The organism is Methylobacterium nonmethylotrophicum, assembly GCF_004745635.1.
GTDB lineage: Bacteria > Pseudomonadota > Alphaproteobacteria > Rhizobiales > Beijerinckiaceae > Methylobacterium > Methylobacterium nonmethylotrophicum.
This window is the reverse complement of record NZ_SRLB01000030.1, coordinates 20692-44953: the sequence shown is the minus strand read 5'-3', so window position 1 is coordinate 44953 and position 24262 is coordinate 20692. Positions and strand designations below refer to the sequence as shown.

24 protein-coding genes and 1 pseudogene are annotated in these 24262 nt (G+C 72.5%); 13 read left to right on the top strand and 12 right to left on the bottom strand.

Annotated features, from left to right (window positions below; all coding sequences use genetic code 11):
• Positions 1-19: 19 nt before the first annotated feature.
• The 10 genes and pseudogenes from EU555_RS28445 to EU555_RS28400 all read right to left on the bottom strand — a co-directional run bounded on the left by EU555_RS28445 (position 20) and on the right by EU555_RS28400 (position 8845).
• The gene (locus tag EU555_RS28445; RefSeq protein ID WP_425375164.1) at positions 20-448 is read right to left on the bottom strand and encodes a hypothetical protein; all 429 of its coding nucleotides are present in this window, start codon (positions 446-448) and stop codon (positions 20-22) included.
• 52 nt (positions 449-500) lie between these two features.
• Entirely contained in the window at positions 501-1064 is a 564-nt protein-coding gene (locus tag EU555_RS28440) for a helix-turn-helix domain-containing protein (RefSeq protein ID WP_245524543.1), read from the bottom strand.
• A 241-nt stretch (positions 1065-1305) separates the two neighbouring features.
• Positions 1306-2040 (bottom strand): aquaporin Z, encoded by a 735-nt coding sequence (gene aqpZ, locus EU555_RS28435; protein WP_135418750.1) that lies wholly within the window; start codon positions 2038-2040, stop codon positions 1306-1308.
• Between the two features lie 562 nt (positions 2041-2602).
• The gene (locus EU555_RS37260; RefSeq protein WP_135418749.1) at positions 2603-2956 is read right to left on the bottom strand and encodes a GCG_CRPN prefix-to-repeats domain-containing protein; all 354 of its coding nucleotides are present in this window, start codon (positions 2954-2956) and stop codon (positions 2603-2605) included.
• A gap of 890 nt (positions 2957-3846) precedes the next feature.
• Complete coding sequence (locus tag EU555_RS37635; RefSeq protein ID WP_342636502.1) at positions 3847-3951, bottom strand: hypothetical protein; 105 nt, start codon at positions 3949-3951, stop codon at positions 3847-3849.
• Between the two features lie 36 nt (positions 3952-3987).
• Positions 3988-4261: pseudogene (locus EU555_RS37250) on the bottom strand (transposase); the annotation flags it as partial.
• 108 nt (positions 4262-4369) lie between these two features.
• Positions 4370-5167, bottom strand: coding sequence for a formylmethanofuran dehydrogenase subunit C (locus EU555_RS28415; protein ID WP_135418747.1), 798 nt, complete (start codon positions 5165-5167; stop codon positions 4370-4372).
• Positions 5164-6096, bottom strand: coding sequence for a formylmethanofuran--tetrahydromethanopterin N-formyltransferase (gene fhcD / locus EU555_RS28410; protein ID WP_135418746.1), 933 nt, complete (start codon positions 6094-6096; stop codon positions 5164-5166). The genes EU555_RS28415 and fhcD overlap by 4 nt, the downstream gene beginning before the upstream one ends.
• Positions 6084-7727, bottom strand: a complete 1644-nt coding sequence (locus tag EU555_RS28405) for a formylmethanofuran dehydrogenase subunit A (protein ID WP_135418745.1) — start codon at positions 7725-7727, stop codon at positions 6084-6086. The genes fhcD and EU555_RS28405 overlap by 13 nt, the downstream gene beginning before the upstream one ends.
• Entirely contained in the window at positions 7721-8845 is a 1125-nt protein-coding gene (locus tag EU555_RS28400) for a molybdopterin-binding domain-containing protein (RefSeq protein WP_135418744.1), read from the bottom strand. The genes EU555_RS28405 and EU555_RS28400 overlap by 7 nt, the downstream gene beginning before the upstream one ends.
• Positions 8846-9190: 345 nt before the next feature.
• On the opposite strand from EU555_RS28400, the gene EU555_RS28395 reads away from it, so the two are divergent.
• The 12 genes from EU555_RS28395 to fae all read left to right on the top strand — a co-directional run bounded on the left by EU555_RS28395 (position 9191) and on the right by fae (position 21689).
• Complete coding sequence (locus EU555_RS28395) at positions 9191-10177, top strand: beta-ribofuranosylaminobenzene 5'-phosphate synthase family protein (RefSeq protein ID WP_135418743.1); 987 nt, start codon at positions 9191-9193, stop codon at positions 10175-10177.
• Positions 10178-10374: 197 nt separating this feature from the next.
• On the top strand, positions 10375-11427 hold the full coding sequence (locus tag EU555_RS28390) for an ABC transporter substrate-binding protein (protein WP_135418742.1): 1053 nt from the start codon (positions 10375-10377) through the stop codon (positions 11425-11427).
• A gap of 314 nt (positions 11428-11741) precedes the next feature.
• Positions 11742-12638: an ABC transporter permease gene (locus EU555_RS28385; protein WP_135418741.1), complete on the top strand. Its 897-nt coding sequence runs from the start codon at positions 11742-11744 to the stop codon at positions 12636-12638.
• A complete protein-coding gene (locus EU555_RS28380; protein ID WP_135418740.1) occupies positions 12635-13432 on the top strand; it encodes an ABC transporter ATP-binding protein in 798 nt (265 codons plus the stop codon). Before EU555_RS28385 ends, EU555_RS28380 begins: the two co-directional genes overlap by 4 nt.
• Positions 13429-14250, top strand: a complete 822-nt coding sequence (locus tag EU555_RS28375) for a nitrilase-related carbon-nitrogen hydrolase (protein ID WP_135418739.1) — start codon at positions 13429-13431, stop codon at positions 14248-14250. The genes EU555_RS28380 and EU555_RS28375 overlap by 4 nt, the downstream gene beginning before the upstream one ends.
• A gap of 16 nt (positions 14251-14266) precedes the next feature.
• Positions 14267-15808, top strand: a complete 1542-nt coding sequence (locus EU555_RS28370) for an amidohydrolase family protein (RefSeq protein ID WP_135418738.1) — start codon at positions 14267-14269, stop codon at positions 15806-15808.
• A gap of 143 nt (positions 15809-15951) precedes the next feature.
• Positions 15952-16857, top strand: coding sequence for an NAD(P)-dependent methylenetetrahydromethanopterin dehydrogenase (locus tag EU555_RS28365; protein ID WP_135418737.1), 906 nt, complete (start codon positions 15952-15954; stop codon positions 16855-16857).
• Entirely contained in the window at positions 16854-18068 is a 1215-nt protein-coding gene (locus EU555_RS28360) for an ATP-grasp domain-containing protein (RefSeq protein ID WP_135418736.1), read from the top strand. The genes EU555_RS28365 and EU555_RS28360 overlap by 4 nt, the downstream gene beginning before the upstream one ends.
• Positions 18069-18163: 95 nt before the next feature.
• Positions 18164-19147, top strand: a complete 984-nt coding sequence (gene mch, locus EU555_RS28355) for a methenyltetrahydromethanopterin cyclohydrolase (RefSeq protein WP_135418735.1) — start codon at positions 18164-18166, stop codon at positions 19145-19147.
• Positions 19148-19155: 8 nt separating this feature from the next.
• Entirely contained in the window at positions 19156-20073 is a 918-nt protein-coding gene (locus EU555_RS28350; RefSeq protein WP_135418734.1) for an ATP-grasp domain-containing protein, read from the top strand.
• Positions 20073-20960 carry a triphosphoribosyl-dephospho-CoA synthase gene (locus EU555_RS28345; protein WP_135418733.1) on the top strand — a complete coding sequence of 296 codons (888 nt, stop codon included), beginning with the start codon at positions 20073-20075 and terminating at the stop codon, positions 20958-20960. The genes EU555_RS28350 and EU555_RS28345 overlap by 1 nt, the downstream gene beginning before the upstream one ends.
• Positions 20961-21173: 213 nt before the next feature.
• The gene (gene fae / locus EU555_RS28340) at positions 21174-21689 is read left to right on the top strand and encodes a formaldehyde-activating enzyme (protein WP_135418732.1); all 516 of its coding nucleotides are present in this window, start codon (positions 21174-21176) and stop codon (positions 21687-21689) included.
• 153 nt (positions 21690-21842) lie between these two features.
• Here the strand turns inward: fae and EU555_RS28335 are convergent, their stop codons facing one another.
• Complete coding sequence (locus tag EU555_RS28335; protein ID WP_135418731.1) at positions 21843-22553, bottom strand: HisA/HisF-related TIM barrel protein; 711 nt, start codon at positions 22551-22553, stop codon at positions 21843-21845.
• Between the two features lie 41 nt (positions 22554-22594).
• Here EU555_RS28335 and EU555_RS28330 point away from each other — a divergent pair, with 41 nt between their 5' ends.
• The gene (locus tag EU555_RS28330) at positions 22595-23650 is read left to right on the top strand and encodes a hydantoinase/oxoprolinase family protein (RefSeq protein WP_135418781.1); all 1056 of its coding nucleotides are present in this window, start codon (positions 22595-22597) and stop codon (positions 23648-23650) included.
• Positions 23651-23675: 25 nt separating this feature from the next.
• Here EU555_RS28330 and EU555_RS28325 read toward each other — a convergent pair whose 3' ends face one another.
• Positions 23676-24176 (bottom strand): BLUF domain-containing protein, encoded by a 501-nt coding sequence (locus EU555_RS28325; protein ID WP_167858681.1) that lies wholly within the window; start codon positions 24174-24176, stop codon positions 23676-23678.
• Positions 24177-24262: the final 86 nt, after the last annotated feature.

Here is a 24262-nt window from a genome sequence, read left to right as displayed (position 1 = left end):
AGCCAGGAAGGTCGGCTCGTTACCGTGAGCAGCGCTGGTACTCGACCCCGGTCGGGTCTTGCTCACTGTAGTAGCGTTTCAGGCTCCCGTTCGGCGACACCGCCAGGAACACCCTGACCTCGCTGGCCGAGACGGCGTTCGCGCAGTCGAGCATGAGAATCTGACGGTCGCCGGCCGGTTTGATCGATGCGATGCGGCACGATGCCCCCGGCGTTCTCAGGCGGTTACCGGCGACGATGAAGGCAGGGGCGAAGAGGTCGAGCGGCCTCTTGAACGACGTTCCCTTCCCCGAGGAGGGGTACACGTCCGCACAATCACGCCCGCTCAACAGCCACGCGCCCTGGTAACCCGACACGCCGGCCGCGGCTGCTCGTGCCTCCGGCATGGCGACCGATACGCCAAGGCCCAGGCCGAGTGCGGTGACATGGACGAAACATGCAAGTTGCATGGCGGCTTTCTCCCGCAGCTCGCGTCGTGGACGTCGGATCAGTTGGTTGCCGTCACTCTGCCCATCGTTCCTTGCGCCATGCGCTCGGCATCATGCCTGTCCAGCGCCGGAAAGCGTGCGTGAACGCAGCAGGCTCCGAGAATTCCAGGGCGGCCGGGATCTCCGCCAAGCTTATGGTCGTGTCGGCCAGCCGTTGCTTGGCCATAGCGAGCCGCGTCTGGTTCGTGACGAACTTGACCGTCGTCCCCTCGGTTTTCAGGCGGCGGGACAGCGTGCGCGGACCGATCGCCAGTGCCTGCGCGACGTGGATCTTGCTCATCCGCTGCCGAATCGCCGTCGAGCGCACGCGCCGCTGAACGTCCGCGGTCACGTCAGCCGGGATGACGGCCTCACGCCGCCGAATGCGCCGCTCCGCCACGGCGCGAATGAGCGGATTCGCGCCTTCGATCGACCGTCGCAGGAGCCGGCCGGGAACACCAGCGCGGCGATCTCCTGCGAGAACCGGGGCTCGGAAGACGCGCTTGTAGGGCGTGGTATCCTCCGGCTCTAGACGGGGCAGCAGCCCCTCCTCCGTGCTCCAGTGCGGGCTGCACAGCGACCGCAGCACGCCGGTCACCGCCGCGATGGCTCTGTCGCAGTGAGGCGCCACCCCCTCCGTGTCGGCCCCATAGGGTGCATGGCTCACGGTCTCGACGGTGCCGCGAAGGTGGCCACCGCCAGGGTGCTCGATAAAGCGACGCCAATCGCTCAGGCAACACTCCAGAAGGCATGGTCCTGGAAACCAGATGTACATAGGCTGCCTCGGACTGAGCAAAGGACGGTCTTGCCGTGACCATCCCCGTGCGACCGGTGATCCATCAGACCGTGCGCGTTGCTGGGTTGACGCCAGTGACCTGGGCGGAGGGCTCCTCGGAGAGCCAGCGGTAGAGCACGCCGCCGAAGGCCCCGCCCGCGAGCGGCGCGACCCAGAACAACCAGAGCTGCGCCAGCGCCCAGCCGCCCGCGAACAGCGCCGGCCCGGTGCTGCGCGCCGGGTTCACCGAGAGGTTGTCGATCGGAATGCCGACGAGGTGGATCAGCGTCAGGCACAGGCCGATAGCGATAGGGGCGAAACCCGCGGGCGCCTTGCCGTGGGTCGCTCCCATGATCACGAACAGGAACATCATGGTGAGCACCACCTCGGCGAGGAGCGCCGGGATCACGCCGTAGCGGCCGGGCGAATGCTCGCCGTAACCGTTGGCGGCAAAGCCCTTCGTAGGGTCGAAGTCCGGCGATCCGCTCGCGATGGAGTAGAGGAGGGACGCCGCGACCACCGCGCCCGCGACCTGCGCGGCAACGTACGGCCCGATGTCCTTCGTGGGGAAGCGCCCGCCCGCCGCGAGCCCGACCGTCACGGCCGGGTTGAGGTGGCAGCCCGAGATGTGCCCGATGGCATAGGCCATGGTGAGCACGGTGAGCCCGAAGGCGAGCGAGACGCCCAGCAGCCCGATGCCGACCTGCGGGAAGCCCGCCGCGATCACCGCGCTGCCGCAGCCCGCGAAGGTGAGCCAGAAGGTGCCGATTCCCTCAGCCATGCATTTGCGGAGTATCATGACCTGCTCCCTGTGCTAATTGCCAAACAGGTAATATTCATCTACCTTGGATCCGCTCGATCAAAGACCATTGCCTGCTAGTATTCATGCCAAAAACATTCATTCTGCCTGTGCCGATCGCCGTTCTAAGCGCTCGCCGACGGGGCGGCCGGCGGACGCCGCGCAGTCTCGGCCTCAAGTCGCCGCCGGGGACGGACCAGCAAGCCAACGCCACTGGGGAGCGGCGGGGCGCTTGCCGGGCGGCGGGTCGGACTGGGGTGCAATCTGCCGATCCGCGAGGAGATCGCGATGCCGGCGGAGCTGAGACGCCGGACGGGGAGAGGGCCCTGCTGCTCGGCTGCGCAGCGAATGCTGGCGATCACGCATCCGCCGGAAGGCTTCAGCCGAGCCCGGGTGGCGGGGATGGCGCGGCAAGCCTTGCGCGATGCGGTGATCCGGTTCGACGCCAAGGGGGGTTGGGCTTGGTTCATCGTCCTCGTGGCCACAGGCGGGAGATCCTCAGCGAGAGCCAGCGATCGAGCGCCCGATCCCCCGAGCACCAAGAAGACCAACGCGTTGCGCATCAGCGGCGGAACCGGCCACCGCCACGATAGGCACGACCACCGTGGAAACCGCCAACCCGGCGGCCGTAGACCGCGCGCCCTCCGTAGACTCGGCCGCCCCGATAACCGTAGACACCCCCGCGGCGGTAGCCATAGACGGCTCCCCCTCGATAGCCGTAGTAGCCGGGCCGCCCGTAATAGCCGCCGTAGACGTTCGGCCGGCAGCCTCCGTACGGACCGCGGTGGAAGCCGGGTCCGCAGCCGCCTGCCGCTTCGGCTCTGCCGATCGTGATCCAGCCCTGTTCGGGCATACCCATTCCGAGAGAGACCGCGAACGTGACGGCAAAAGCCGCTGTCAGGCTCCATACGCGCATCGCGAAGCACTCCAAGGGATAGTCGCGTCGACCGAATGACTGGTTCCCGAAAACGTGGACGCGTGTCGCCCCACCAAGTCCCGAGCTGCGGCTCGGGTTGAGCAGATGTACCAGACGATGTGACCTGAGATTTAGGGCCAGGCCGCCGAGTCGGCTTGATCCAACGGGACAGGAGAAGAAGCCATCAGGGCTCGTCGGCGTGCCCATGCTGGAGGCGTCGCAGGAACCCAGTCCTCGACTGTCCACAGTAACCGCCCAGCGGCAGAATTCGCGAGCATACGCCCGTCATGTGTCCGCTGACCAGTTGGTTGGTCCCGCTGCGTGCCGGCTCAGGACCCTGCGGGGCCTCGCGCCCTACGCGTTCACGTGCCAGACCTGGATAATAGAATGCGAACGCTTCGGGCTCGATCCGTCACACCGCATGCCGGGATCGAGCATCTAATTTTGGGGTTCCATGGTGTGCGTCGCTCATTTGCACCGTGTGCGCTTCGAAGCCGCCGATTAACGAGCTTTGTCCTTGGTCATACGGGCAGGTTTCAGCCGCACAAGGAACTGCGGCTTCGATCAATGAGGGGCCCGCCAAGCCTCAATAAACAAAACATAACGAGCCGAGTCGAAAGCATCTTGCCATCGCATACTGAAAACAAAATTATTGATAGTACAAAACTGTGATTTATGATTTATAAATATATATTCTGTTTCTTTCGGCGTTGAGCAGCCACACTTCAAGTTTTTAATTTTATAAATATCTGTCTTGAAGGCGCCATGAATAAACTAAGACAAAAAGCGAAGACTCGTTGTGGCCGACCTTGCTCCCGAAGCGCGACCTTGAATTGTCGATATCGGAATGTTTCTCTTCGCTAATCATGCCATTGAGAAGAGGTCGCCGCTCAACAGACACTTCGCACGGCGCAGGTGCGGGCTTCCGTCGGGGTTCGACCCGTCCGCCGCCGGAAGGCATGGGTGAAGGCGCCGGTCTCCTGGAACCCGAGCAGCCATGCGAGGTGGTAGACCTGAAGGCCGGGGTCCCGGAGGTACTTCCAGTCGATGCGGTCACGCGCCGCCTCGGCGGCGCGGCGATCCGAGCGAGAGGGTCTCGGCGAACTGCAGCACGGTGGCGAGAGCCAGCCGCCAGGGCGCTTCGGCCGGGCGGCCGCGGGCGGAAAACCACGCCGTGAATGGGGCGTCAGCGAGCACGGTGCCGAGTTCATCCCTCAGCCGCATAGAGGCATTGCCCCACGGGAACGCGGCCCGCGCCACGGCGGCGGTCTGGCTCGGAACCTCGTCGGGAGAGCTTGGCGGCAGCGACGTGACGAGCCTCCGCGAGCGTCGGATGGCGCTGCCACATCAACGAGCTGACCGGACAAAAGGACCCGCCAGCAGTATCCGATCCGGGGCAATCCCATGGCGCCCTTATCCTTCCGGCGTGAACAGCTCCCCCTTGCCGAGGGTCGCGAGGTCGCCGGAATGGCGGCGCAGGGGTGCGCGCAGGAGTGCCGCGGCCTCCGGCGACAGGCGCGCGAGGGAGCGCGCCATGAGGCGCAGGACGACGAGGTCCTGGCGCCCGGTCTCGGCGAAGGTCGGCAGCAGGGCGCCGTGGCGGGCCGCCACGAGGGTGCCGCGGCGCATGCCGTAGCCCGGGTGGTCGCCGATCTCCTCCGCCACGATCGTGCCGGCGATCATCCGGGCGCCCGCATGGGCGCCGGCCCGCTTCGCCACGATCAGCCCGGCGCGCATCCGGTCGCCGAGGCGCTCGCCCGTTGTGCCGCCGATCACCAGGGTCGCGCCGTCGAGCCCCGCGGCCGCGCCGTGGACCGCGCCGCCGGCGCTCTCGCCGGCATCGCCCGCGATGCGGATCGTGCCGCCCGTCGCGGCCGTTCCGGCGAAGGGGCCGGCGGAGCCGCCGATCTCGAGGCTGCCGCCGGTCATGCCGGCGCCGAGGCGCTGGCCGACATCGCCCTCGACGACGATCCGGCCGGCCGCAAGGCCCGCCCCGACCCGGTCGAGGCGGTCCGTGGCGCCCAGGATCCGCAAGTCGTCCGACCCGTCGAGAGTGAGCGCGAAGCAGTCGCCGAGGGTGAGGCCGCGGCGGCTGGTGCCGACCGGCAGGCGGGCGGCCTCAATCTCCGACAGGCCGGCGAGGAAGGCGGGCGTCAGGCCGGCGAGGTCCAGGCGCTCGGGCGGCGCCTCGCGCAGGGTGAGAACGCTCATGCGGCCTCCCCGACGAGGTCGCGCAGGTGGAAGTGGTGGCGGCCGAGATTGCCGCCGTAATTGCCCGCCGTCACCGCGACGAGGCCGAGGTCGCCGCCGGCCCGGGTCGCGGCGTGCAACGCCGCCCGCATCGCCGCGGCCACGGAACCGGCCGAGAGCCCGTCGATCACGATCTCCAGCACCACGTCGACCTCCGGCGGCAGGGCCGAGCCGGCGCGGCCCTTCAGGGTCGGGCAATAGGCGTCGTTGGTCGAGGCCATCATGCCCTTGGTGCGTGCCCCGACCTTGGAGCCGGAGCGCACCACGCCGCCCGGGAAGGGCAGGATCACGTCCGGCACGGCGCGGGCCGCCGCGACCGCGATCTCGGCGACCCGCAGGGTCTCGGCGAAGCGCCGGCCGAGGAACAGCAGGTTGCCGCCGCCGACGGCGCCGTTGATCGTCGGCACGGAATGCTCGCACAGGAACTCGCCGTCCATCACTGGCGTGCGCCAGTAGCGCCGGCCCTCGACGCGCTTGGCCGTAGCGAAGCCGTCGCCGAAATAGCGGATCGCCCCGCCGAGCTTGAGCGCCTTCGCCACATTCGGGTCGTCCCAGGCGATGCCGGCATAGACCGCGCTGCCCGGCGAGGTCAGCACGCATTGCCCGACCCGGCGCAGCAGCTGGTCCTTGAGGCCGCCGGCATCGAAGCCGAACAGCAGCACGCGCACGCCCGGACGCCCGTCCGGGGTGTCGTCGGGCGCGAGCACCGCATCGATCCCGGCCTCGGCGCCGCAGCCGATCACCGAGGTGGCGAAGCCCGTCATCGTGGTGGCGGCGATCATCGCCCACTCAGCGGTCTCGGCGGTGAGCACCAGGGCGGTGGCCGCCATGTCGAAGGCCTCCGCGAAGGTGTCCTCGACCCGGATGCCGTGGAGGATCAGGTCCGGCATGGAACCGCCTCAAACACCGCGCGCCCCGGGAACGCCGCGTCGGGGACCGAAAAGCTCGACAGCCCGGCCCCGAAGCGGCCCTGGAGGTAGGTTTCCGCCCGCCGCGCCATGCCGGCATCGGCCTCGACCGCGAGGGACAGCGTGCGGCCGCGCGACCAGGCGACGACCTCGCCGTCCTCGACGATCACCGCCCCGTCCTTCAGCACCCGGTGGGCGCGGGCGAACATCGCGGTCCGGTCGGGCTGGTCGCGGTAGAGCGCGATGTCGGCCCGGGCCCCCGGGCGCAGGTGGCCGCGGTCGGAGAGCCCCAGGAGCTTCGCCGGGCCGGAGCGGGTGAGCTGCGCCACCTCCGAGAAGGTGTATTCGCGCGCGATCCCCGAGAGGCCGGACCGCTCGGTGGCGGCCCTCGGATGGGAGGCGAGCTCCCGGTCCCGCGCCTCCTTGTCCATCAGCAGGTGGAGGATGCGCGGATAGGCGGTGAACGGCCCGCCATTGGGGTGGTCGGTGGTCAGGATGGTGCGCTCCGGGTCCGGCGAGAGCAGCATCAGCTCGAGCCCGATGGCGAATTGCAGCGACGAGGTCGGCCCGCGGTCGCGGTAGCGGAACGGCACGATGCCGCCGCCCTCGGCGTCGCCGGCATTCAGGATCCATTTGCGCGGGCTCGCCGCCTTGCGGCCGGAGAACTGGCGCAGGATGTCCAGCGAGATCGTCGCGGTCTGGCCGAACACCACCTGGCCGATATCGAGGGTGGCGTTGGGGTGGCGGGCCAGCACCTCGGCGATGCGCGGCGCGGCGGAGGCGAAGCCGCCGGTCAGCGGGTTGTCCTTGTCCACGGCCGCGTAGGCGTAGAACTGGGCATGGGCGAAGTGGATGCGCCGCCCCTCCGCCGCCTCCAGGGTCTCGATCAGACTGTCGTCGGCCCCCGGCAGGCCGAGATTGCTGCAATGGACGTGGAGCGGGTGGGGGACCTTCAGCGTCTCGACCGCGTCGAGGAGCCCGGTGAGGATCGTGCGCGAGGTGAGCCCGTAGGCCGGCACCTCGTCGTCGAGGGAGAAGCGCACCGCCCCGTCCTTGAAGGCGTCGGCCCCGCCGGCATTGATGACCTTGACCCCGAGCGCCCGCGAGGTCGCGAGGTTGAGGGCGACGAGGTCGCGCACGGCCTCTGCGCCCGCCCGATCGCGCAGCAGCTGCAGCAGGTGGTCGTCATTGCCCATGACGCAGAGGCCGCCCCGGTCGAGGAGCGGGATCTCGGCGAGTTCGAGCTGGGTCGCCAGCGCGTTGACCGGCGGCATCGCCGGCTCGACCGCGGTGGTGTAGCCCATCCGGGCGTAGAGCTGGCCGACGTCGCTGCCCGAGCCGTGCGGGTTCGGGGCGCCGGGCTCGGACACGCCCAGCTCCGGCAGCAGCAGGCGCGCCAGCACCACGTTGCCGCCGGCGATGTGCGAATGGACCTCGACGCCCCCCGCCATCACGATGCAGCCGGCGGCGTCGATGGTGCGGTCGGGGGCGCGGTCGGCAACGGCTGGATCTGATTGTGCGACGATGCGGCCGTCCTCGATCCAGACGTCTCCGACGGCGTCGCGCCCGGCGGTCGGATCGACCACCCGGCCGCCGGCGATGCGGGTCAGCATGAGGCGGGCTCCGGATGCGGGGCGGGCCGGCCGGCAAGGCCGGACCGCAGGTCGGCCGAGGTCTGGGTCAGGATCTCGGCCAGGATCGCGGCGGCGGGGCTCGCGGCCGGCCGTGGTGCGGTCGCCTCGTGCCAGGCGATCGCGGCCCGGCCGGGATGCCAGAGGGCGGCGCCGAACGCCTCGCCCGGCACGCCGACGCCGATCACCACCCGCGCCTCGTCTCCCCGGATCGCGTCGTCCTGAGACGCCCCGAGGAGCGCCACGGTCGGCAGGTTACGGGTCCAGGCGGGCAGGGGGGCCGGCAGGGAGGCGAGCCAGAGGGCGGCGTCGACCTCGCCGGCGGCGACCTGGCGCGCGGCGTCGAAGCGCCAGGGATCGTGCTCCGGATGGCCGCGGCCGAAGCCGACCCGCGGTCCCTGTCCGGTGCTCCAGGCCGCGACCTGCGCCACGGCCCGGCCCTGGTGGGGGTCGCCGAGCGGCAGGGCGAAGCAGCGGGTGGTCTCGTTCAGGTCCTTGACGAGGCCGTTCAGCATCTCGGTCCCGAGGGCGCCGATCTCGGCGGGGTCGACCACCACCACGCCGTAGAGCGCCTCGCGCAGGCGCACCGCGAGGTCGGCGAGGGGATGGGGGCCGGCGACCCGGCCGGCGACGAGGCCGCGCAGCAGGCCGACCGACGCGGGCAGCCCGGCCGCGTCCACCGGGTAGGCGACGTGCTGCACGCCGCCGTCGCCGGGACCGCCGAGGGCGACGACCGCGCGGGGCCGCCCGGCCGCCCGGCCGCGGACCGGCCCCTCCGCCGCGAGGTCGTGCAGCAGGCCCGAGGCCCAGGGCGCCCGCCCGAGGGCCAGCACAAGGTCGGCCCGCCCCCGCGCCTCGGCCGGCGTCGTGGTCATGGCGCCGCCCGCGGCGAGCGCCCCGAGATCGGCATAGAGGGGCGCCCCCGCGGCGGGATCGAGGGAGGCCCCGATGGCGCGGGCGAGATCGAAGGCCGCCTGCACGGCCGCCGCCTCGGCGCAGAGGCCGGCGACCAGGGGCGCGCGCGCGCCTGCCAGCAGGGCCGCCGCCGCCGCGACCGCCGCGTCCCGCTCCACCGCCTGCCCGTCGATCCAGGCCGTCATCCGCCCTCGCTCGCTCCTGCCGATCGAAGATCGGTGCCGATCCGACAGATCGGTGCCGATCCTGCGGATCGGTGCCGGTTCGGTACGCCCCCGATCCCGTCCGGTCGTTGCTGCCGGAACGGTCGCATCCGGGCGCCCGGCGAGGCAAGTCCCCCGAAAGTCCGGCTCCCGGTCATACCGGGGCGCAGGACCGTGCCCAGGACGAAGTTCCTCCCCGCCGCGAGTTGCCTGGCCGATGCGCGATGTGGGACACTCGCCCCGGCCGGACGCAGGCTGTCCAGGGAAACACATGGCGCAGGATCCCTCCTCTCAAGGCGATCCCGCGCCTGAGGAAGCGAGGCCGGTTTGGCGCACGAGGTGGGGACGGCGCGGGCAGCGGTGCGGGTGCGCGCCCCGGCCCGGCTGCATTTCGGCTTCCTCGACCTGCATGGCGGGCTCGGCCGGCGCTTCGGCAGCATCGGCCTCAGCCTCGACGCACCCGCGATCGACCTCACCGCCGCCCGGGCCGACAGCGTGACGGTGACCGGGACGGATCTCCCCGGCCTCGCCGCCGAATGCGAGCGCGTGCGGGCCTACGCGGCGATAGCCGCCCGCCACCTCGGCGTGCCGGAGGCCGGCGCCTTCCACCTGGCCGAGGCGATTCCCGCCCATGCGGGCTTCGGCTCGGGCACCCAGCTCGCCCTGGCGGTGGCGGCGGCGCTCGCCGCCCTCCACGGCGCGCCCTTCGCGCCGGCCGCCTTCGCGGACGCCCTCGACCGCGGCAACCGCTCCGGCGTCGGCCTCGCGGCCTTCGTCACCGGCGGATTGATCGTCGATGGCGGGCGCGACGACGGCGACGCGCCGCCGCCCGTGATCGCGCGGCTGCCCTTCCCGGAGCCCTGGCGGGTGGTGCTGATCCTCGATGCGGGCCGCACCGGCGTGCACGGCTCCGAGGAGCGCCGCGCCTTCCGGGAGCTGCCCCGCTTCCCGGCGCCGGAGGCGGCCGAGATCTGCCGCACGGTGCTGATGCAGGTCCTGCCCGCCCTGGTGACCGAGGATCTCGACCGCTTCGGGTCCGGCATCACGGCGGTCCAGCGCCGGATCGGCGACTACTTCGCGCCCCACCAGGGCGGGCGCTACGCCAGCGAAAAGGTGGCGGCGGCGCTCGGGAGCGTCGAGGCCGCGGGCATCGCCGGCTTCGGCCAGAGCTCCTGGGGGCCGACCGGCTTCGCGCTCACCGGCAGCGACGCGCAGGCCCAGGCCCTGGTCGCGTCCTTGCGCGCCCGCCACCCGGACCTGGCCTACCGCATCGCCCGCGGGCGCAACCGCGGCGCGGAGATCGGCGCGCCGTAGCCGCTGGCACGTCGTTTGCAAGGCTGGCTTTGCAGCGCAGAGCCCCGAGGGCTCTTGTCGGGTTGGCGTGCCCATCGTCGGGTGTCCGCTGAGGGTCCGCCCGGCCATGCGCGTGCATGGCTGAGGCGGTCTCGCCGAGTGCCGCGGTGAGAGTGCCGTTCACCGGACGTCCACGTCTTTGAGACGGGACTTAAGCCATGTGCGATCGTGACGGGTCGTTCTACCGCAACCTCTCCCGGCGGGGGTTCCTCGGCCGGGGCGCCGGCGCCGCCGCGTCACTGGCCCTGCCGGCGCATCTCGCCGCCCTCCTGGCGCCGAGTCCCGCCCTCGCCGCCGCCACCCTGAAGGCCACCCACGGCTCGGGCTTCTGCAACATGGGCATGTTCCTCGCCAAGGAGCGGGGGCTGACCAAGGCCGACGGCGTCGAGCTCGACTTCGTGGTGACGCCCTCGAACACCGAGATCACCACCATGTTCGGGGCCGGGCTCGTCGACATGTCGATGATCCCGTACTCGAACTTCATGACCCTGTACGATGCCGGCGCGCCGGTGCGGATCGTCGCCGGCGGCGGCGTCCAGGGCTGCATCATCGTGGCGCGCGAGGGCATCGCTTCCGCGGCCGATCTCAAGGGCAAGACCTTCGGCACCTTCCAGGCCGACACCCTCGAGGTGCTGCCCTACGACTACCTCAAGAAGGCCGGGATGAGCTTTCGCGACGTCGACGTGAAGTACCTCGACACCTCGCCCGAACTCGCCCAGGCGTTCATGGCGGGCGCCCTCGACGCCATCTGCCACATCGAGCCCTACGCCTCGCAATGCGTCATGGGGCGCAAGGGCGCCAAGGTCCTGTCGGACGGCACCGACGTCTACGGCAAGGGCTACTCGGATTGCGTGCTCGCGGTGCGCGCGCCGCTGATCAAGAGCAACCCGGCCGCCGTGAAGGCGGTGATCAAGGCTCTGTTCGTCGCCCAGTCCCAGGCCGAGGCGGACAAGGGCGCCGCCCTCAAGGACACGGTCGGCAAGTACTACAAGACCAGCATGGAGGCGGCGGTCGACGCCTCCTCCAAGCAGCCGATCGTGGTCGACCAGCGCGACCAGACGAAGTTCATCATCGCCCGCGGCGCCTCGATGCAGGAACTCGGCTACGTCAAGAAGGCCCCGGACGAAGGCGCCTTCGACTGGAGCCTGCTCGAGGCGGTGATCGCCGAGAACAAGGGGCTCTATGCGGGCCTGAAGCTGAAGGCGGCGTAAGTCAACGGCGACACCGCAAGGCGAGCCCCAGATCCTGCCTGACTCACACGACGCGTTGCGTCCCGCCCACGACCTCATCCTGAGGTGTCAGTCGATCTTTGATCGACTGACCTCGAAGGAGGGCTCCAGAAGTCTCCGCGGTTCCTGGAGCCCTCCTTCGAGGCTTGCTTCGCAAGCACCTCAGGATGAGGTCGTGGTCGGGATGGATGTGTCCCGCGGGATCGATCTCGCCGATCGCACGAGCCCGACCTCCGCGCACCCCTTCGGCTCCGGGCTCCGCCGTCGCGGCCCCGGACTGACGATGGAGAACGACCATTCTGCTCTCGACCCGATCGGCCGTCGTCACGCCCCCCGGACCGCCGCGCGCCGCGCTGCCGGGGCTCCCGCCCGCTTGGCGCCGGCGCCTCGCGGCCTTCGGCTGGGCCCTCGTCTCCCTCGGCCTGTTCGCGGGCCTGTGGGAAGGCTTGTGGGCCCTCGACCTCGTCAACCCGCTGCTCCTGCCGCCGCCCCACCTGTTCCTGCAGGACATCCCCGGGACGCTGCGCTACTTCGACCGCTCGAACCGGATCGGCAGCGTGGCGAGCGGCGGCGGGGTCATGGCGCTCCTCGTCACCATGGCCTGGACGACGATGCGGGTCTTCGTCGGCCTCGCCCTCGGCTTCGTCTGCGGCGTCCTCGTCGGGGCGCTGATCCACTACGTGCGGCTCCTGCGCAACCTCCTGCTGCCGACGGTGCTGCTCCTCGCCCCGATCTCCCCGGTGGCGTGGCTGCCGGTCGCGATCTTCGTGTTCGGCATCGGCGACAAGCCGGCGATCTTCCTCGTCTTCATCACCCTGTTCTTCACCATCGTGCTGTCGACGGGCGCGCAGATCGAGAGCGTGCCCAAGACCTACATCCACGTCGCCCGGATCATGGGCGCCACCGGTCGGCAGACCTTCTGGCGCGTGGTCCTGCCGGCGATCCTGCCGAGCCTGTTCATGACCCTGCGCCTCAACCTGTTCGCCGCCTGGATGGTGGTGCTGATCGCCGAGACGGTCGGGGTCGGGACGGGGCTCGGGCAGATCACCTCGATGGCGCGCTCGACCTTCAACGCCAAGCTGGTGTTCTTCACCATGGCGATCATCGGGGTGCTCGGCTTCCTGTCCGACTTCGCCCTGCGCCAGGTCCAGCGCAGGATGCTGTGGTGGGTCGGCCCGGGAGGCGGCCGATGACCCGCCCCGCCGTCGCGATCCGCGCCGTCTCGAAGCGCTGGATGCCGGAGGGGCGCGCCCCGGTCCAGGCCCTCGCCGACCTCGACTTCGAGGTCGCGCCCGGCGAGTTCGTGGTGCTGCTCGGGCCCTCCGGCTGCGGCAAGTCCACGCTCCTCTACATGATCGCCGGGCTCGAGGAGGTCACCGGCGGCGAGATCCTGGCCGATGGCGAGCCCGTCACGGGTCCGAGCGCCGAGCGCGGCCTGATCTTCCAGGACGCCTCGCTGTTCCCCTGGCTCACCATCGCCGACAACGTCGCCTTCGGGCTCGCGGTGCGGCACGTGCCGCCGGTCAAGCGCCGGGAGCAGGCGGTGGAGATGCTGCGCCGGGTCGGCCTCGGCGACATGCTCGACAAGAAGCCGGACGAGCTGTCGGGCGGCATGCGCCAGCGCGCCGCCTGCGCCCGGGCGCTCGCCATGCGGCCGAAGGTGCTGATGATGGACGAGCCCTTCGCGGCCCTCGACGTCCAGACCCGCTCGCGCATGCAGGACTTTCTGCTCCAGGTCTGGCGCGACAGCGGCGCCTCGGTCCTCCTCGTCACCCACTCCATCGACGAGGCGATCTCCCTCGCCGACCGGGTCGTGGTGTTCACCGCCCGGCCGGGCCGGGTGAAGACGATCGTGCCGATCGACCTGCCGCGGCCGCGGCCGTCGCGGGACCCGCGCTACCATGCCTATCGCGACCTGTTCACCGACCTCCTCGGCGCCGAAGTCGACCGGGCCTTCGCCGAGCAGGAGGCCGCCGCGGCGCGATGACCTCCTGGTGCCGCGTCGCCGCCATCCCGGTCGGCCCCGCCGGGGCCGATCCGGAGGACCTTTGGCGGGAGGTCGAGGCGGGCCTCGCCGGGGCTGCCGCCGCGGGCGCCGCCCTCGCGGTCCTGCCGGAGCTGACGGTGCTTCCTTACGTCGCCGGGGCGAACCCGGCGCGCTGGCGCCACCTCGCCGAACCGGCGGCGGGCCCCACCGCCCGGCGGATGCTGGCGCTGTCCCGCCGCCACGGCCTGGCCGTGCTGTTCGGCCTGGCGCTCGCCGAATCCGGCGCGGCGCTGCCGCTCAATGCGGCTTTGCTCGCCCAACCGGACGGCACTCTGACCCGGATCGCGGCGAAACACCGGCTGCCGCCGCCGCTGCCGGGCGAGCCTTTCGGCGAGGCCGACCATTTCCGGGCCGGTCCCGCGGCGTGGCCGGCCGTGCGGGTCGGGCTCCCGGGCGGCGGCAGCCTCAGGGTCGCGGGCCTCGTCTGCTACGACCGGCGCTTTCCCGCGTCCTGGGATGCGGCGGCGGCGGAGGCCGACCTCGTCGCAATCCTGGTCGCCGGGCCGGCGCCCGGGGACCCGCCGGGCTTCTTCGAGGCCGAGCTGTCCGGCCACGCCCGGCGCTGCCGCGTCGCCGCCGTCGCGGCCGCCCGCTACGGCACCGAGCGGGTCCTCGGCCGGCCGGTGCGGCACGACGGGGAGAGCCTCGTCGTCGGCCAGGACGGCCACGTCCTGGCGGCGCGGCGGCCCGGCGCGCCGGGCCCGGTCGTCGTCGCCCTCACGCCGGATCCCCTCCGGCTCTCACTCCCCATCGCGTAACGGGACACGGACTTCCATGGCAGAGCTCATCGTCCAGGCCGGCTGGGTCGTCACCGGGATCAAGGACCGCCACACGCCGGTCATCATCGAGAACGGCGCCGTGCTCTCGCGCGACGGCGTGATCGTGGCGGTCGGCCCGCTCGAGGCGATGCAGCGGGACGCCCCTGCGGCGGACATCCGCCGCTATCCCGGTCACGTCATGCTGCCGGGCTTCGTCAACAGCCACCACCATGTCGGGCTCACCCCGCTCCAGCTCGGCTCGCCCGACTACGCGCTCGAATTGTGGTTCGCCAGCCGCCTGCCGGCCCGGCGCCTCGACCTCACCCTCGACACGCTCTACTCCGCCTTCGAGATGGTGGCCTCGGGGATCACCACGGTCCAGCACATCCAGGGCTGGATGGCCGGCGGCTATGACGCGATCCACGCCGCCGCGACCAAGACCCTGAATGCCTATCGCAGCCTCGGCATGCGGGCCTCCTACTGCTATGCCGTGCGCGAGCAGAACCGCCTCGTCTACGAGGCCGACGAGGCGTTCTGCGCCCGCCTGCCGGCCGATCTCGGGGCGCAGCTTTCCGCCCACCTCAAGGCGCAGGCGATGCCGTTCTCCGACTTCCTGCGCCTGTTCGACCAGCTGCGGGAGGAGAATGCGGGCCAGCGCCTGACGCGGATCCAGCTCGCGCCGGCCAACCTCCACTGGTGCACCGACGAGGGGCTGGTGGCGCTGCACGAGAAATCCCGCGCCGCCGGGGTGCCGATGCACATGCACCTCCTCGAGACCGCCTACCAGAAGGAATATGCCCGCCGCCGCACCGGCAAGACGGCGCTCCGCCACCTCCACGACCTCGGCGTGCTGGGACCCCACATGACCCTCGGCCACGGCGTCTGGCTCAATGCCGAGGACATCGACATCGTGGCCGAGACCGGCACCTGCATCTGCCACAACTGCTCCTCGAACTTCCGCCTGCGCTCCGGCCTCGCGCCCCTGAACGCCTGGGAGAAGAAGGGCATCACGGTCGGGATGGGCCTCGACGAGGCGGGCATCAACGACGACCGCGACATGCTCCAGGAGCTGCGGCTGGCGCTCAGGGTCCACCGGGTGCCGGGCATGGACGACGACGACGTGCCGACGCCCTCGCAGGTGGTGAAGATGGCGACCGAATCCGGCGCGATGACCACCGCCTTCGGGGCCGAGATCGGCCGCCTCGATCCCGGCCGCGGCTTCGACGCCGCGCTGATCAACTGGACGCGCGCCACCTACCCGTTCCAGGATCCCGACATCCCGGTCCTCGACGCCCTGGTCCAGCGCGCCAAGACCGAGTGCGTCGATGCGGTCTACATCGACGGCGAGCTTGTCTACGCCGAGGGCCGCTTCACCAAGGTCGACCGGGACGCCGTGCTGGCGGAGATCGCCGAGGTGCTGGGACGCCCGCGGTCGCCCGAGGAGGTGGCCCGCCGGGAGCTGGGCCGCGCCGTTTTTCCGCACGTGAAGGCCTTCTACGCCGACTACCTGCCCGAGGCGCCCCGCGACCCGTTCTACGCCGGCTCGTCGATCCGGTAGCGCGATCGGGCGACGCGCCGGCCCATCGCCGGCGCGTCGCACTAACGTACAGGCCACAGGCGGGGCTGCCCGGCGTACAAGCGGGGCAGGCCTCGTCATCCTCCGCGATGCGGGTCGCGTTCGCCGCTCCGGGGGAGGTTCGGATGGCCCGCTCGATCCTGCACATGCTGACGCCGCTCAGGCACATGAGCCCGTTCGACGTGAACATGGCGGTGGATGCCGGCTTCGACGTCGTGGCGACCTATACGGGGGTGGCGCCCGGCGAGGTGGCGCCGCTCGTCCAGGATTCGATCTTCTCCCGTGCGCCGCAGGACGGCCTCCGCACGGCGATCTTCATCGGCGGCAAGAACGCCGAGGCCGCCCTCGACATGGTGGACGCCGCGACCGGCGCCTTCGTGCCGCCCTTCCTGAACCACGTCGTCGCCGATCCCGCCGGCTCCTTCACCACCGGCGCCGCCATGGTGGCCTGCGTGGCCCGGGCGTTGACGGAAAAGTTCGGCGAGGGGCTCGCTGGCAAGCGCGTCGCGATCTTCGGCGGCACCGGCGTCGTCGCCTATTGCGCCGCCGTGATCGCCGCGCAGGAAGGGGCGCATCCGGTCATCATCGGGTATGACGGCCGCGAGCGGGTGGCGGCGATCGCCGAGGGCATGCGGGCCCGCTTCGGGGTCGCGGTCGAGGCGGCGGACGGCGCGACGCCGGAGGCCCGCGTCGCGGCCGTGCGGGACGCCGAGGTGATCCTGTCGGCAGCCGCCGCGGGCGTGCAGGTCCTCGGACCCGAGGACCTGGCCCAGGCCGGCCGCCTCCGCGTCGCCGCCGACGTCAACGCCGTGCCGCCGGCCGGCATCGCGGGGATCGACGTCCAGGCCGACGCCGCCCCGCTGCCGGGCGGGCGGGGCGTCGGCATCGGGGCGCTCGCGGTCGGCAACGTGAAGTACCGGACCCAGGCCGGGCTCTTCCGCCGCCTGCTCCAGGCCGACCAGCCACTCGTCCTCGATTTCCGCGACGCCTACCGGCTCGCCGTCGACATCACCGGCGAGGGCGCGGCATGACCGGCGAGGCGGTCCTGATCGCGGCGCAATCCGGCCGGGCGCTCGCCGCCGCCGCCCGGCGGGCGGGCTACCGCCCCTTCGTGGCCGACCTGTTCGGCGACGAGGACACCCGCGCGCTGGCGGCCGGCTACCGCCGCGTGCCGGGCCGCCTCGGCGCAGGGCCGGGTGCGCAGGGCGTGGAGGCGGCCCTGGCCGCCCTGGCGGCGGAGGCCGGGCACCCGGCCGGCCTCGTCCTCGGCTCCGGCTTCGAGGGGGCGCCCGCCCTGATGCGCCGCCTCGCCCGGCGCTACACGCTGCTCGGCGCTCGCCCCGACGCGGTCGCGACCCTGAAGGATCCCGCCGGCTTCGCGGCCCTGTGCCGGCGCCTCGGCATCCCGCATCCGGAGATCGCCCTCGCGCCGGTGCCGGATCCCGACGCCTGGCTGGTGAAGCGGCGCGGCGCCTCGGGCGGAGGCCATATCCGGCCGGGCGCACCGGGGCGGCTGCCGGCGGGCGCCTACCTCCAGCGCCGCATGCCGGGCCGGCCCCGCTCGCTCAATGCGCTTGCCGACGGCCGCGCCGCCGCCGTGCTGGCGGTGACGGAGCAATGGGCGGCGCCCTCGCCCGACCGGCCGTTCCGCTACGCCGGCGCCGCCGGCCCGGCCGCGCTGCCCCCGGCGGTGCGGGAGGCCGCCGGACGGGCGCTCGCCGGCCTCGTCGCCGCGACCGGCCTCTGCGGCTTCGTCAGCGCCGATCTCCTGGTCGAGAGCGAGAGCTGGTGGCTCCTCGAGGTCAATCCGCGCCCCGGCGCCACCCTGGACGTGCTCGATCGGGGGCCGTCACCGCTCTTCTCCGCCCACCTCGCCGCCTGCCGCGGCCGGTTGCCGGAGGTCCAGCCCGCCCCGGGCGCCGCCGCGACCGAGATCCTCTACGCAGGATCGGCGATTCCCGTGGTGCCGCCCCTCGACTGGCCCGACTGGGCGATGGACCGCCCGCCCGCCGGCAGCCGCGTCGAGGCCGGGGCGCCGATCTGCACGGTCATGGCCGAGGGACCGGACGCGGCGGCGGCCCGGATCGCGGTCACGGCGCGGGCCGGGGCCCTGCGGGCGCGGCTGGAGGAGAGATCCCGCTGCGGTACGTTGGCTTTCGCCGGCCACCGCCCCATCCTCAACAAAAGATCGCCGGATCCCCTCTCCCAAACGGGAGAGGGGGATTCCGAGATTCATTCGTAGAGCAACAAAGGCCCGCAGAGGCCACCGATTGGTTCGGCCGGGGATGGGGCAGGGGCAAGCACCTCCCGCCGCACCCGGCCCGAGGGAGTACCCCGATGAGTTCAGCCCCCAGCACCGCCCCCCGTCCGAGCGTGAATGCCCTCGCGGCCCCCCTGGTCGAGGCCCTGGCGGCCGACGCGGTCGCCTTGCGGCTCGCGGTGAGCCGGGCGCCGGACGGGGCGCGGCTGATCGATGCCGGGGCGGGGGTGCGGGGCTCGGTCGAGGCCGGCCGGCGCATCGCCGAGATCTGCCTCGGCGGCCTCGGCACCGTCACGTTGGGCCCGGCCGGGCCTCTCGAGGCCTGGCCCTTCACCCTGATGGTCCACAGCGCCGATCCGGTGCTCGCCTGCCTCGGCAGCCAGTATGCCGGCTGGAACCTCGCCGACGAGGAGGGCGATTCGGGCTTCTTCGCCCTCGGCTCCGGCCCGGGCCGGGCGGCGGCCGCGGCCGAGCCCCTGTTCGAGGAACTGGCCTACCGCGATGCGGCCTCGTGCATCGCCCTCGTGCTCGAATCCGGCAGCCCGCCGCCGCCCTCCGTCACCGCCAAGGTGGCGGCCGCTGCGGGCGTTGAGCCCGCCGCCGTCACCTTCGTGTACGCCCCGACCCAGAGCCTCGCCGGCGCGACCCAGGTGGTCGCCCGGGTGCTGGAGGTCGCCCTGCACAAGGCGCACTCGGTCGGGTTCGACCTGAACGCCATCGTGGACGGGCTCGGTGCCGCGCCGCTGAGCCCGCCGCACCCGGACTTCATCCAGGCGATGGGCCGCACCAACGACGCCATCATCTATGGCGGGCGGGTGCAGCTCTTCGTCGAGGCGGACGATGCCGACGCGAAGGGCCTCGCCGAGGCGCTGCCGAGCACCACCTCGCGCGACCACGGCGCGCCCTTCGCGGAGATCTTTTCCCGCTTCAACGGCGACTTCTATGCCATCGACAAGCACCTGTTCAGCCCGGCCGAGGTGGTGGTGACCTCGCTGCGCTCCGGCGCCAGCCACCGGGCCGGCCGGCTGGTGCCGGAGCTGGTGGCGCGCTCCTTCGCCTGATCGTGTCGATGCGCATCGGGCTCGCGGCCGATAACGGCACCTGGCACCGGACCCGGCTCCTCGCCGCCCTGACGGATCTCGGCGCGGCCCCCCGGCTGTTCTCGCTCGCCGACGTCACGGTCGAGACCGGGCATCCGGAGCCCCTGCGCGTGCCGGGCTTCGGCGACGGCCTGCCGGACGGAGTTCTGCTTCGCACCATCGCGGGCGGCACCTTCGAGGCGACCACGATGCGGCTCGGCGCCCTCCATGCCCTCGTCGCCGCCGGCACCGTGGTGTGGAACGGGCCCTCGGCCATCGAGCGCTCGGTCGACAAGGCGATGACGAGCCTGCTCCTCGCCCGCCATCGCATCCCGACGCCCGAGACCTTCGTGCTCTCGCGCCGGGACGCCGCCGCCGCCGTCGTGGCCCGGGAGGCCGCGCCCGGCCGGCCGCTGGTGCTGAAACCCCTGTTCGGCTCGCAAGGGGAGGGCCTGCAGCTGATCGCGCGTCCCGAGGAGCTGCCGCCCGAGGAGCTGGTGGGCCGGGTCTACTACCTGCAGCGCTACGTCGCCCGGCGCGACGGGGCCTGGCAGGATTACCGGATCTTCGTCTGCGCCGGCCGGGCGGTGGCGGGCATGATCCGTGAGGGCGACGGCTGGATCACCAACGTTCATCGCGGCGGCCGGCCGCTGCCCTGGCGCCCGCCGGCCCGGGCCGCGTCGCTGGCGGAGGCCGCCGCCGCCGCGGTCGGCTGCGCCTATACGGGGGTCGATCTCGTCGAGGACGGGGAGGGCGGGTTCCTGGTGCTCGAGGTCAACAGCATGCCGGCCTGGTCGGGCCTGCAGCAGGTGACGGAGGTCGACATCGCCCGGGAGGTCGCGGCCGGCTTCCTGGCGGCGGTGCAGGCCGGGCACGGGCCGCGTCTCGCCCTGGCCGGGCCGGCGTGATGGACGGCGCGCCCGCCCTCGGCCCCGCAATCATCGCCGAGGCGTACCTGGCGGCCTGCCGGGCGGAGCTGGCGGCGATCAAGCCCGGCAACGTCCATGTCCACGCCGCCGGGCACCGGATGAGCGTCGCGGATTTTGAGGCGAGCGCGGTGGCCTCCGCGCCCCATCTCGCGGCGGCGGGCGCCCGGGTCGGGGCCCGGGCCGAGGCGGCCGTCGCCGCCACCCGGGCCGCCACCGGGCAAAACACCAATCTCGGCATCGTCCTGCTCTGCGCGCCGCTTGCGGCCGCCGCCGAGCGGCCCGGTGCCCCGCGGGCCGGCCTCGCGGCGGTGCTGGCGGGGCTCGACGCAGGCGATGCGGCGGGGGTCTACGCGGCGATCCGGCTCGCCGCTCCCGGCGGCCTCGGCCGGGCGGAGCGCCACGACGTGACGGCGGTAGGCCCGCCGCCGCCGCTCCTCGCCGCGATGGCGGAGGCGGCCGGGCGCGACCGCATCGCCCGGGCCTACGTCACCGGGTTCGAGGACCTGTTCGCGACCGGGCTGCCGGCGCTGGCGGCGGCGCGCGACCGGGGTCTGTCCGAGCCCTGGACCACCACGGCGGTCCACCTCGCCTTCCTGACCGGCTTTCCCGACAGCCACCTCGTGCGCAAATTCGGGCCCGCCGTCGCGGAAACGGTGCGGGCACAGGCCGAGACGGCCTTCCGCGGGCTCGCCCTCGGCGAGGGCGCGCGGGCGGCGCTCATGGCGCACGACGCCGCCCTCAAGGCGGCAGGCCTCAACCCCGGCACCAGCGCCGACCTGACCGTGGCGACGCTGTTCCTGGACGCCCTCGCGCGCTGCAAGGCCGGGACCGGATCCGGGCCCGCGCAACCTGCCAATAAGTCTTAGTCCCCACACGGCTTTCCTTCGGGCGGCGGGACCGAAATCACCGGTTCTAGCGGTTCGGCCGGCTTGTTCACGGTTCAGCGGCGCTGTAGGGTCCCGGCGCTATCCGGACAACCGGTTCGGCCTTCCGCTGGACGCCGACAACAAGGATGGCGGGGCCGGGCCGCACTGTCAGCGCGGCCGGCTAACCTTATCGACACCTGGGAGAAGCCCCACATGGCGACGATCAACAAGGTGATGGTGGGCGAAGCCCTCGTCGGCGACGGCAACGAGGTGGCGCATATCGACCTCATCATCGGCCCGCGCGGCAGCGCCGCCGAGACGGCGTTCTGCAACAGCCTGACCAACAACAAGCACGGCTTCACCAGCCTGCTCGCGGTGGTGGCGCCGAACCTGCCGTGCAAGCCCAACACCCTGCTGTTCAACAAGGTCACCATCAACGACGCGCGCCAGGCCGTCCAGATGTTCGGCCCGGCCCAGCACGCCGTCGCCAAGGCGGTGCAGGATTGCGTCGCCGAGGGGATCATCCCGGCCTCCGAGGCGGACGACCTCTACATCCTGGTCGGCGTGTTCATCCACTGGGAAGCCGCCGACGACGCCAAGATCGAGCAGTACAACTACGAGGCCACGAAGCTGTCGATTCAGCGCGCCATCAAGGGCACGCCGACCGCCGCCGAGGTCACGCAGCAGTACAAGACCGCCCACCACCCCTTCGCGGCGAACGTGGCTTAGACAAGAGACCGTCCGGAACAGTCAGCGGCGCCCCCACCGCCGCCCCCGCCGCCTCCGCCGCAGGGGCTGTTCCAGCGACTGGCCTCCATCTTTCTCGGGCGCTGACGCCGAGACCGTCACCGGGAGGGCCCGCCGGGCCCTCCCTCTTTCGTGTCACATCCGCAGCCGCCCGTCGTGGATCGCGCTCGCGACCAGCACCCCGGCGGCGCCCGCCGCCTCCAGGGCCGGCAGGTCCTCGGGCCCCCGCAGGCCCCCGGCGGCGTAGAAGGCGGTATCCGGCGCCCGCGCCTTGAGGCGGGCGAGGCCCTCGAGGTCCGGCCCCGCGCCGCTGCCGACCCGCGCGAGGGTCATCACGATCACCTCCGGCGGCCAGGCGGAGGAATCCTCGTGCAGGGCGGCGGGCCCGAGGGGTAGGCCGTCCCGGGTGTCGAGAGAGAGCACCGCCGCGCAGCCCAGCCGGCGCACCAGGGCGGCGTCGGCCTGGCTCTCGCTGCCCAGCACCGGCCGCCAGACGACGTCCCGCGGGCCGGAGGCCAGGAAGGCCGCGACGCCGTCCTGCGTGGAAAAGCCCGCATCGACCCAGAGCTCCACCCCCGGGCAGGCCGCCGCGATCGCCCGCAGGGACCCGAGATCGGGGGCCGTGCCATCCACGATCGCGTCGAGGTCGGCGACGTAGAGCCGGCGCGCCGGCCAGGCGGACAGCAGGCCGCGCGCCACGTCGGCCGGGGCGCTGCCCGGGCTGAGCGGCGTGACGATCGGCGCGTAGCGCGCCCGGTCGCCGGCCCTGGCCCGCACCACGACGCCGCCGCGCAGGTCGAGGACCGGCACCACCTCGGTCCGGCTTGCGGAGGGGGCGCCGCTCATGCCACCCCGCCCCGACCTGCACCGACCGAGACCCGACCGTGATCCATCCTGTCGCCTCCGCTCCGCTCCGTCGCGTCATCGGCTGGGACCTCGGCGGGGTCCATGTCAAGGCGGCGCTGGTCGAGGAGGGCCGCGTGCGGGCGGTGGTGCAGGCGCCGTGCCCGCTCTGGAACGGCCTGCCGGCCCTCGACGCCACCGTCGCGGGCCTGCCGCCCTGGACCCGGGAGCCCGCCCGCCACGCCGTGACGATGACCGGCGAGCTGACCGACTGCTTCCCGGACCGGGCCGCCGGGGTGGCGGCGCTCGCCGCCTGGGCCGGCCGCCACCTGCCGGGCGAGGTCGCGATCTATGCCGGGCGCGGCGGCTTCGTGCCGCCCGAGGCCGCCGCCGCGCAGGCGCCCGATGTCGCCAGCGCCAACTGGCACGCCACCGCCCGCCTGGTCGGGCTGTCGCGCTCTTGCGCGCTCCTCGTCGATATCGGCTCGACCACCGCCGACCTGATCCCGATCCTGGACGGACATCCTCACGCGCTCGGCTACAGCGACGCCGAGCGGCTGGAGACGGCCGAGCTCGTCTATACCGGCGTGGTGCGCACCCCGCTCCTCGCCCTCGCCCCGGCCGCCCCGTTCCGCGGCCGGCGCACCGCGCTGATGGCCGAGTGCTTCGCCACGACGGCGGATGCCTACCGGCTGCTCGGCCTGCTGCCCGAGGCGGAGGACCAGCAGGACGCCGCCGACCTCAAGGGCAAGTCGATTCCCGAGACCGAGATCCGCCTCGCCCGGATGATCGGCCGCGACCGCCACGAGGGGACGGGCACCGACTGGATCCGGCTGGCCGGCTTCTTCGCCGAGGCGCAGCTGCGCCTGCTGCACGACGCCGCCGGCCTGATCCTGTCGCGCGGCGACCTGCCGGAGGACGCCCCCCTGGTGATCTGCGGCGCCGGCCGCTTCGTCGCTGCGCGGCTGGCCGCGCGCCTCCGGCGCCGGGCCGACGACCTCGCCGACCTGATCGCCCCGCGCCTCGCCCCGGAGGCCGCCGCCTTCGCGTCGACCTGCGGCCCGGCGGTGGCGGTGGGGCTGCTGGCGGCGCAGGCCTGACCGCCCGCCCTCAGGAGGGCCCCGCTCAGGAGTGCCGCGACGACGGGGCCGGGCCGAGGCCGTCCTCGAGCGCCGCGCGCGCGCCGAGCCACGGCAGGCTGATCGGGCTGTCGACGAGGAGGAGCAAGGTCCGGCGCAGGAGCTGATCGAGGGCCTCGGGCCCGCAGGCCATCCCGGGTCCGGCACGGTTGAGCCGGTCGTCGAGCTCCTCCGTGATGCCCAGGAACCCCATGCTCCAGCCGGGAAAGCGGCGCTCGGCCGCGACGTCCATCTCGATGACGGCCAGGGTGTGATGGCGCCGGTCGACCAGGATCGACTCGAAGATCGCCTGGACGCCGGCCCGCGGGCCCTCCAGCACCTGGAAGAAGCCGAGGCCGGTATAGACCAGCACGCCGGACACCTGCGCCGCCTGGTTGCGCAGCCGCGCGGTGGCGAGCATGTCCGCGATATGGCCCTGTCCCAGCATCACCTCGGCCCGGTGCGCGGCCGTGCTCTTGTAGATGATGCGGAAGACGTCCTCGGACATCTGGTTCTCCGGAGCGGCTGTCATCCCTTGCATAAGACGACAGGTGTGGGCCGCAAGTGCGAAATTCTCACGCGCAGAATGATTTT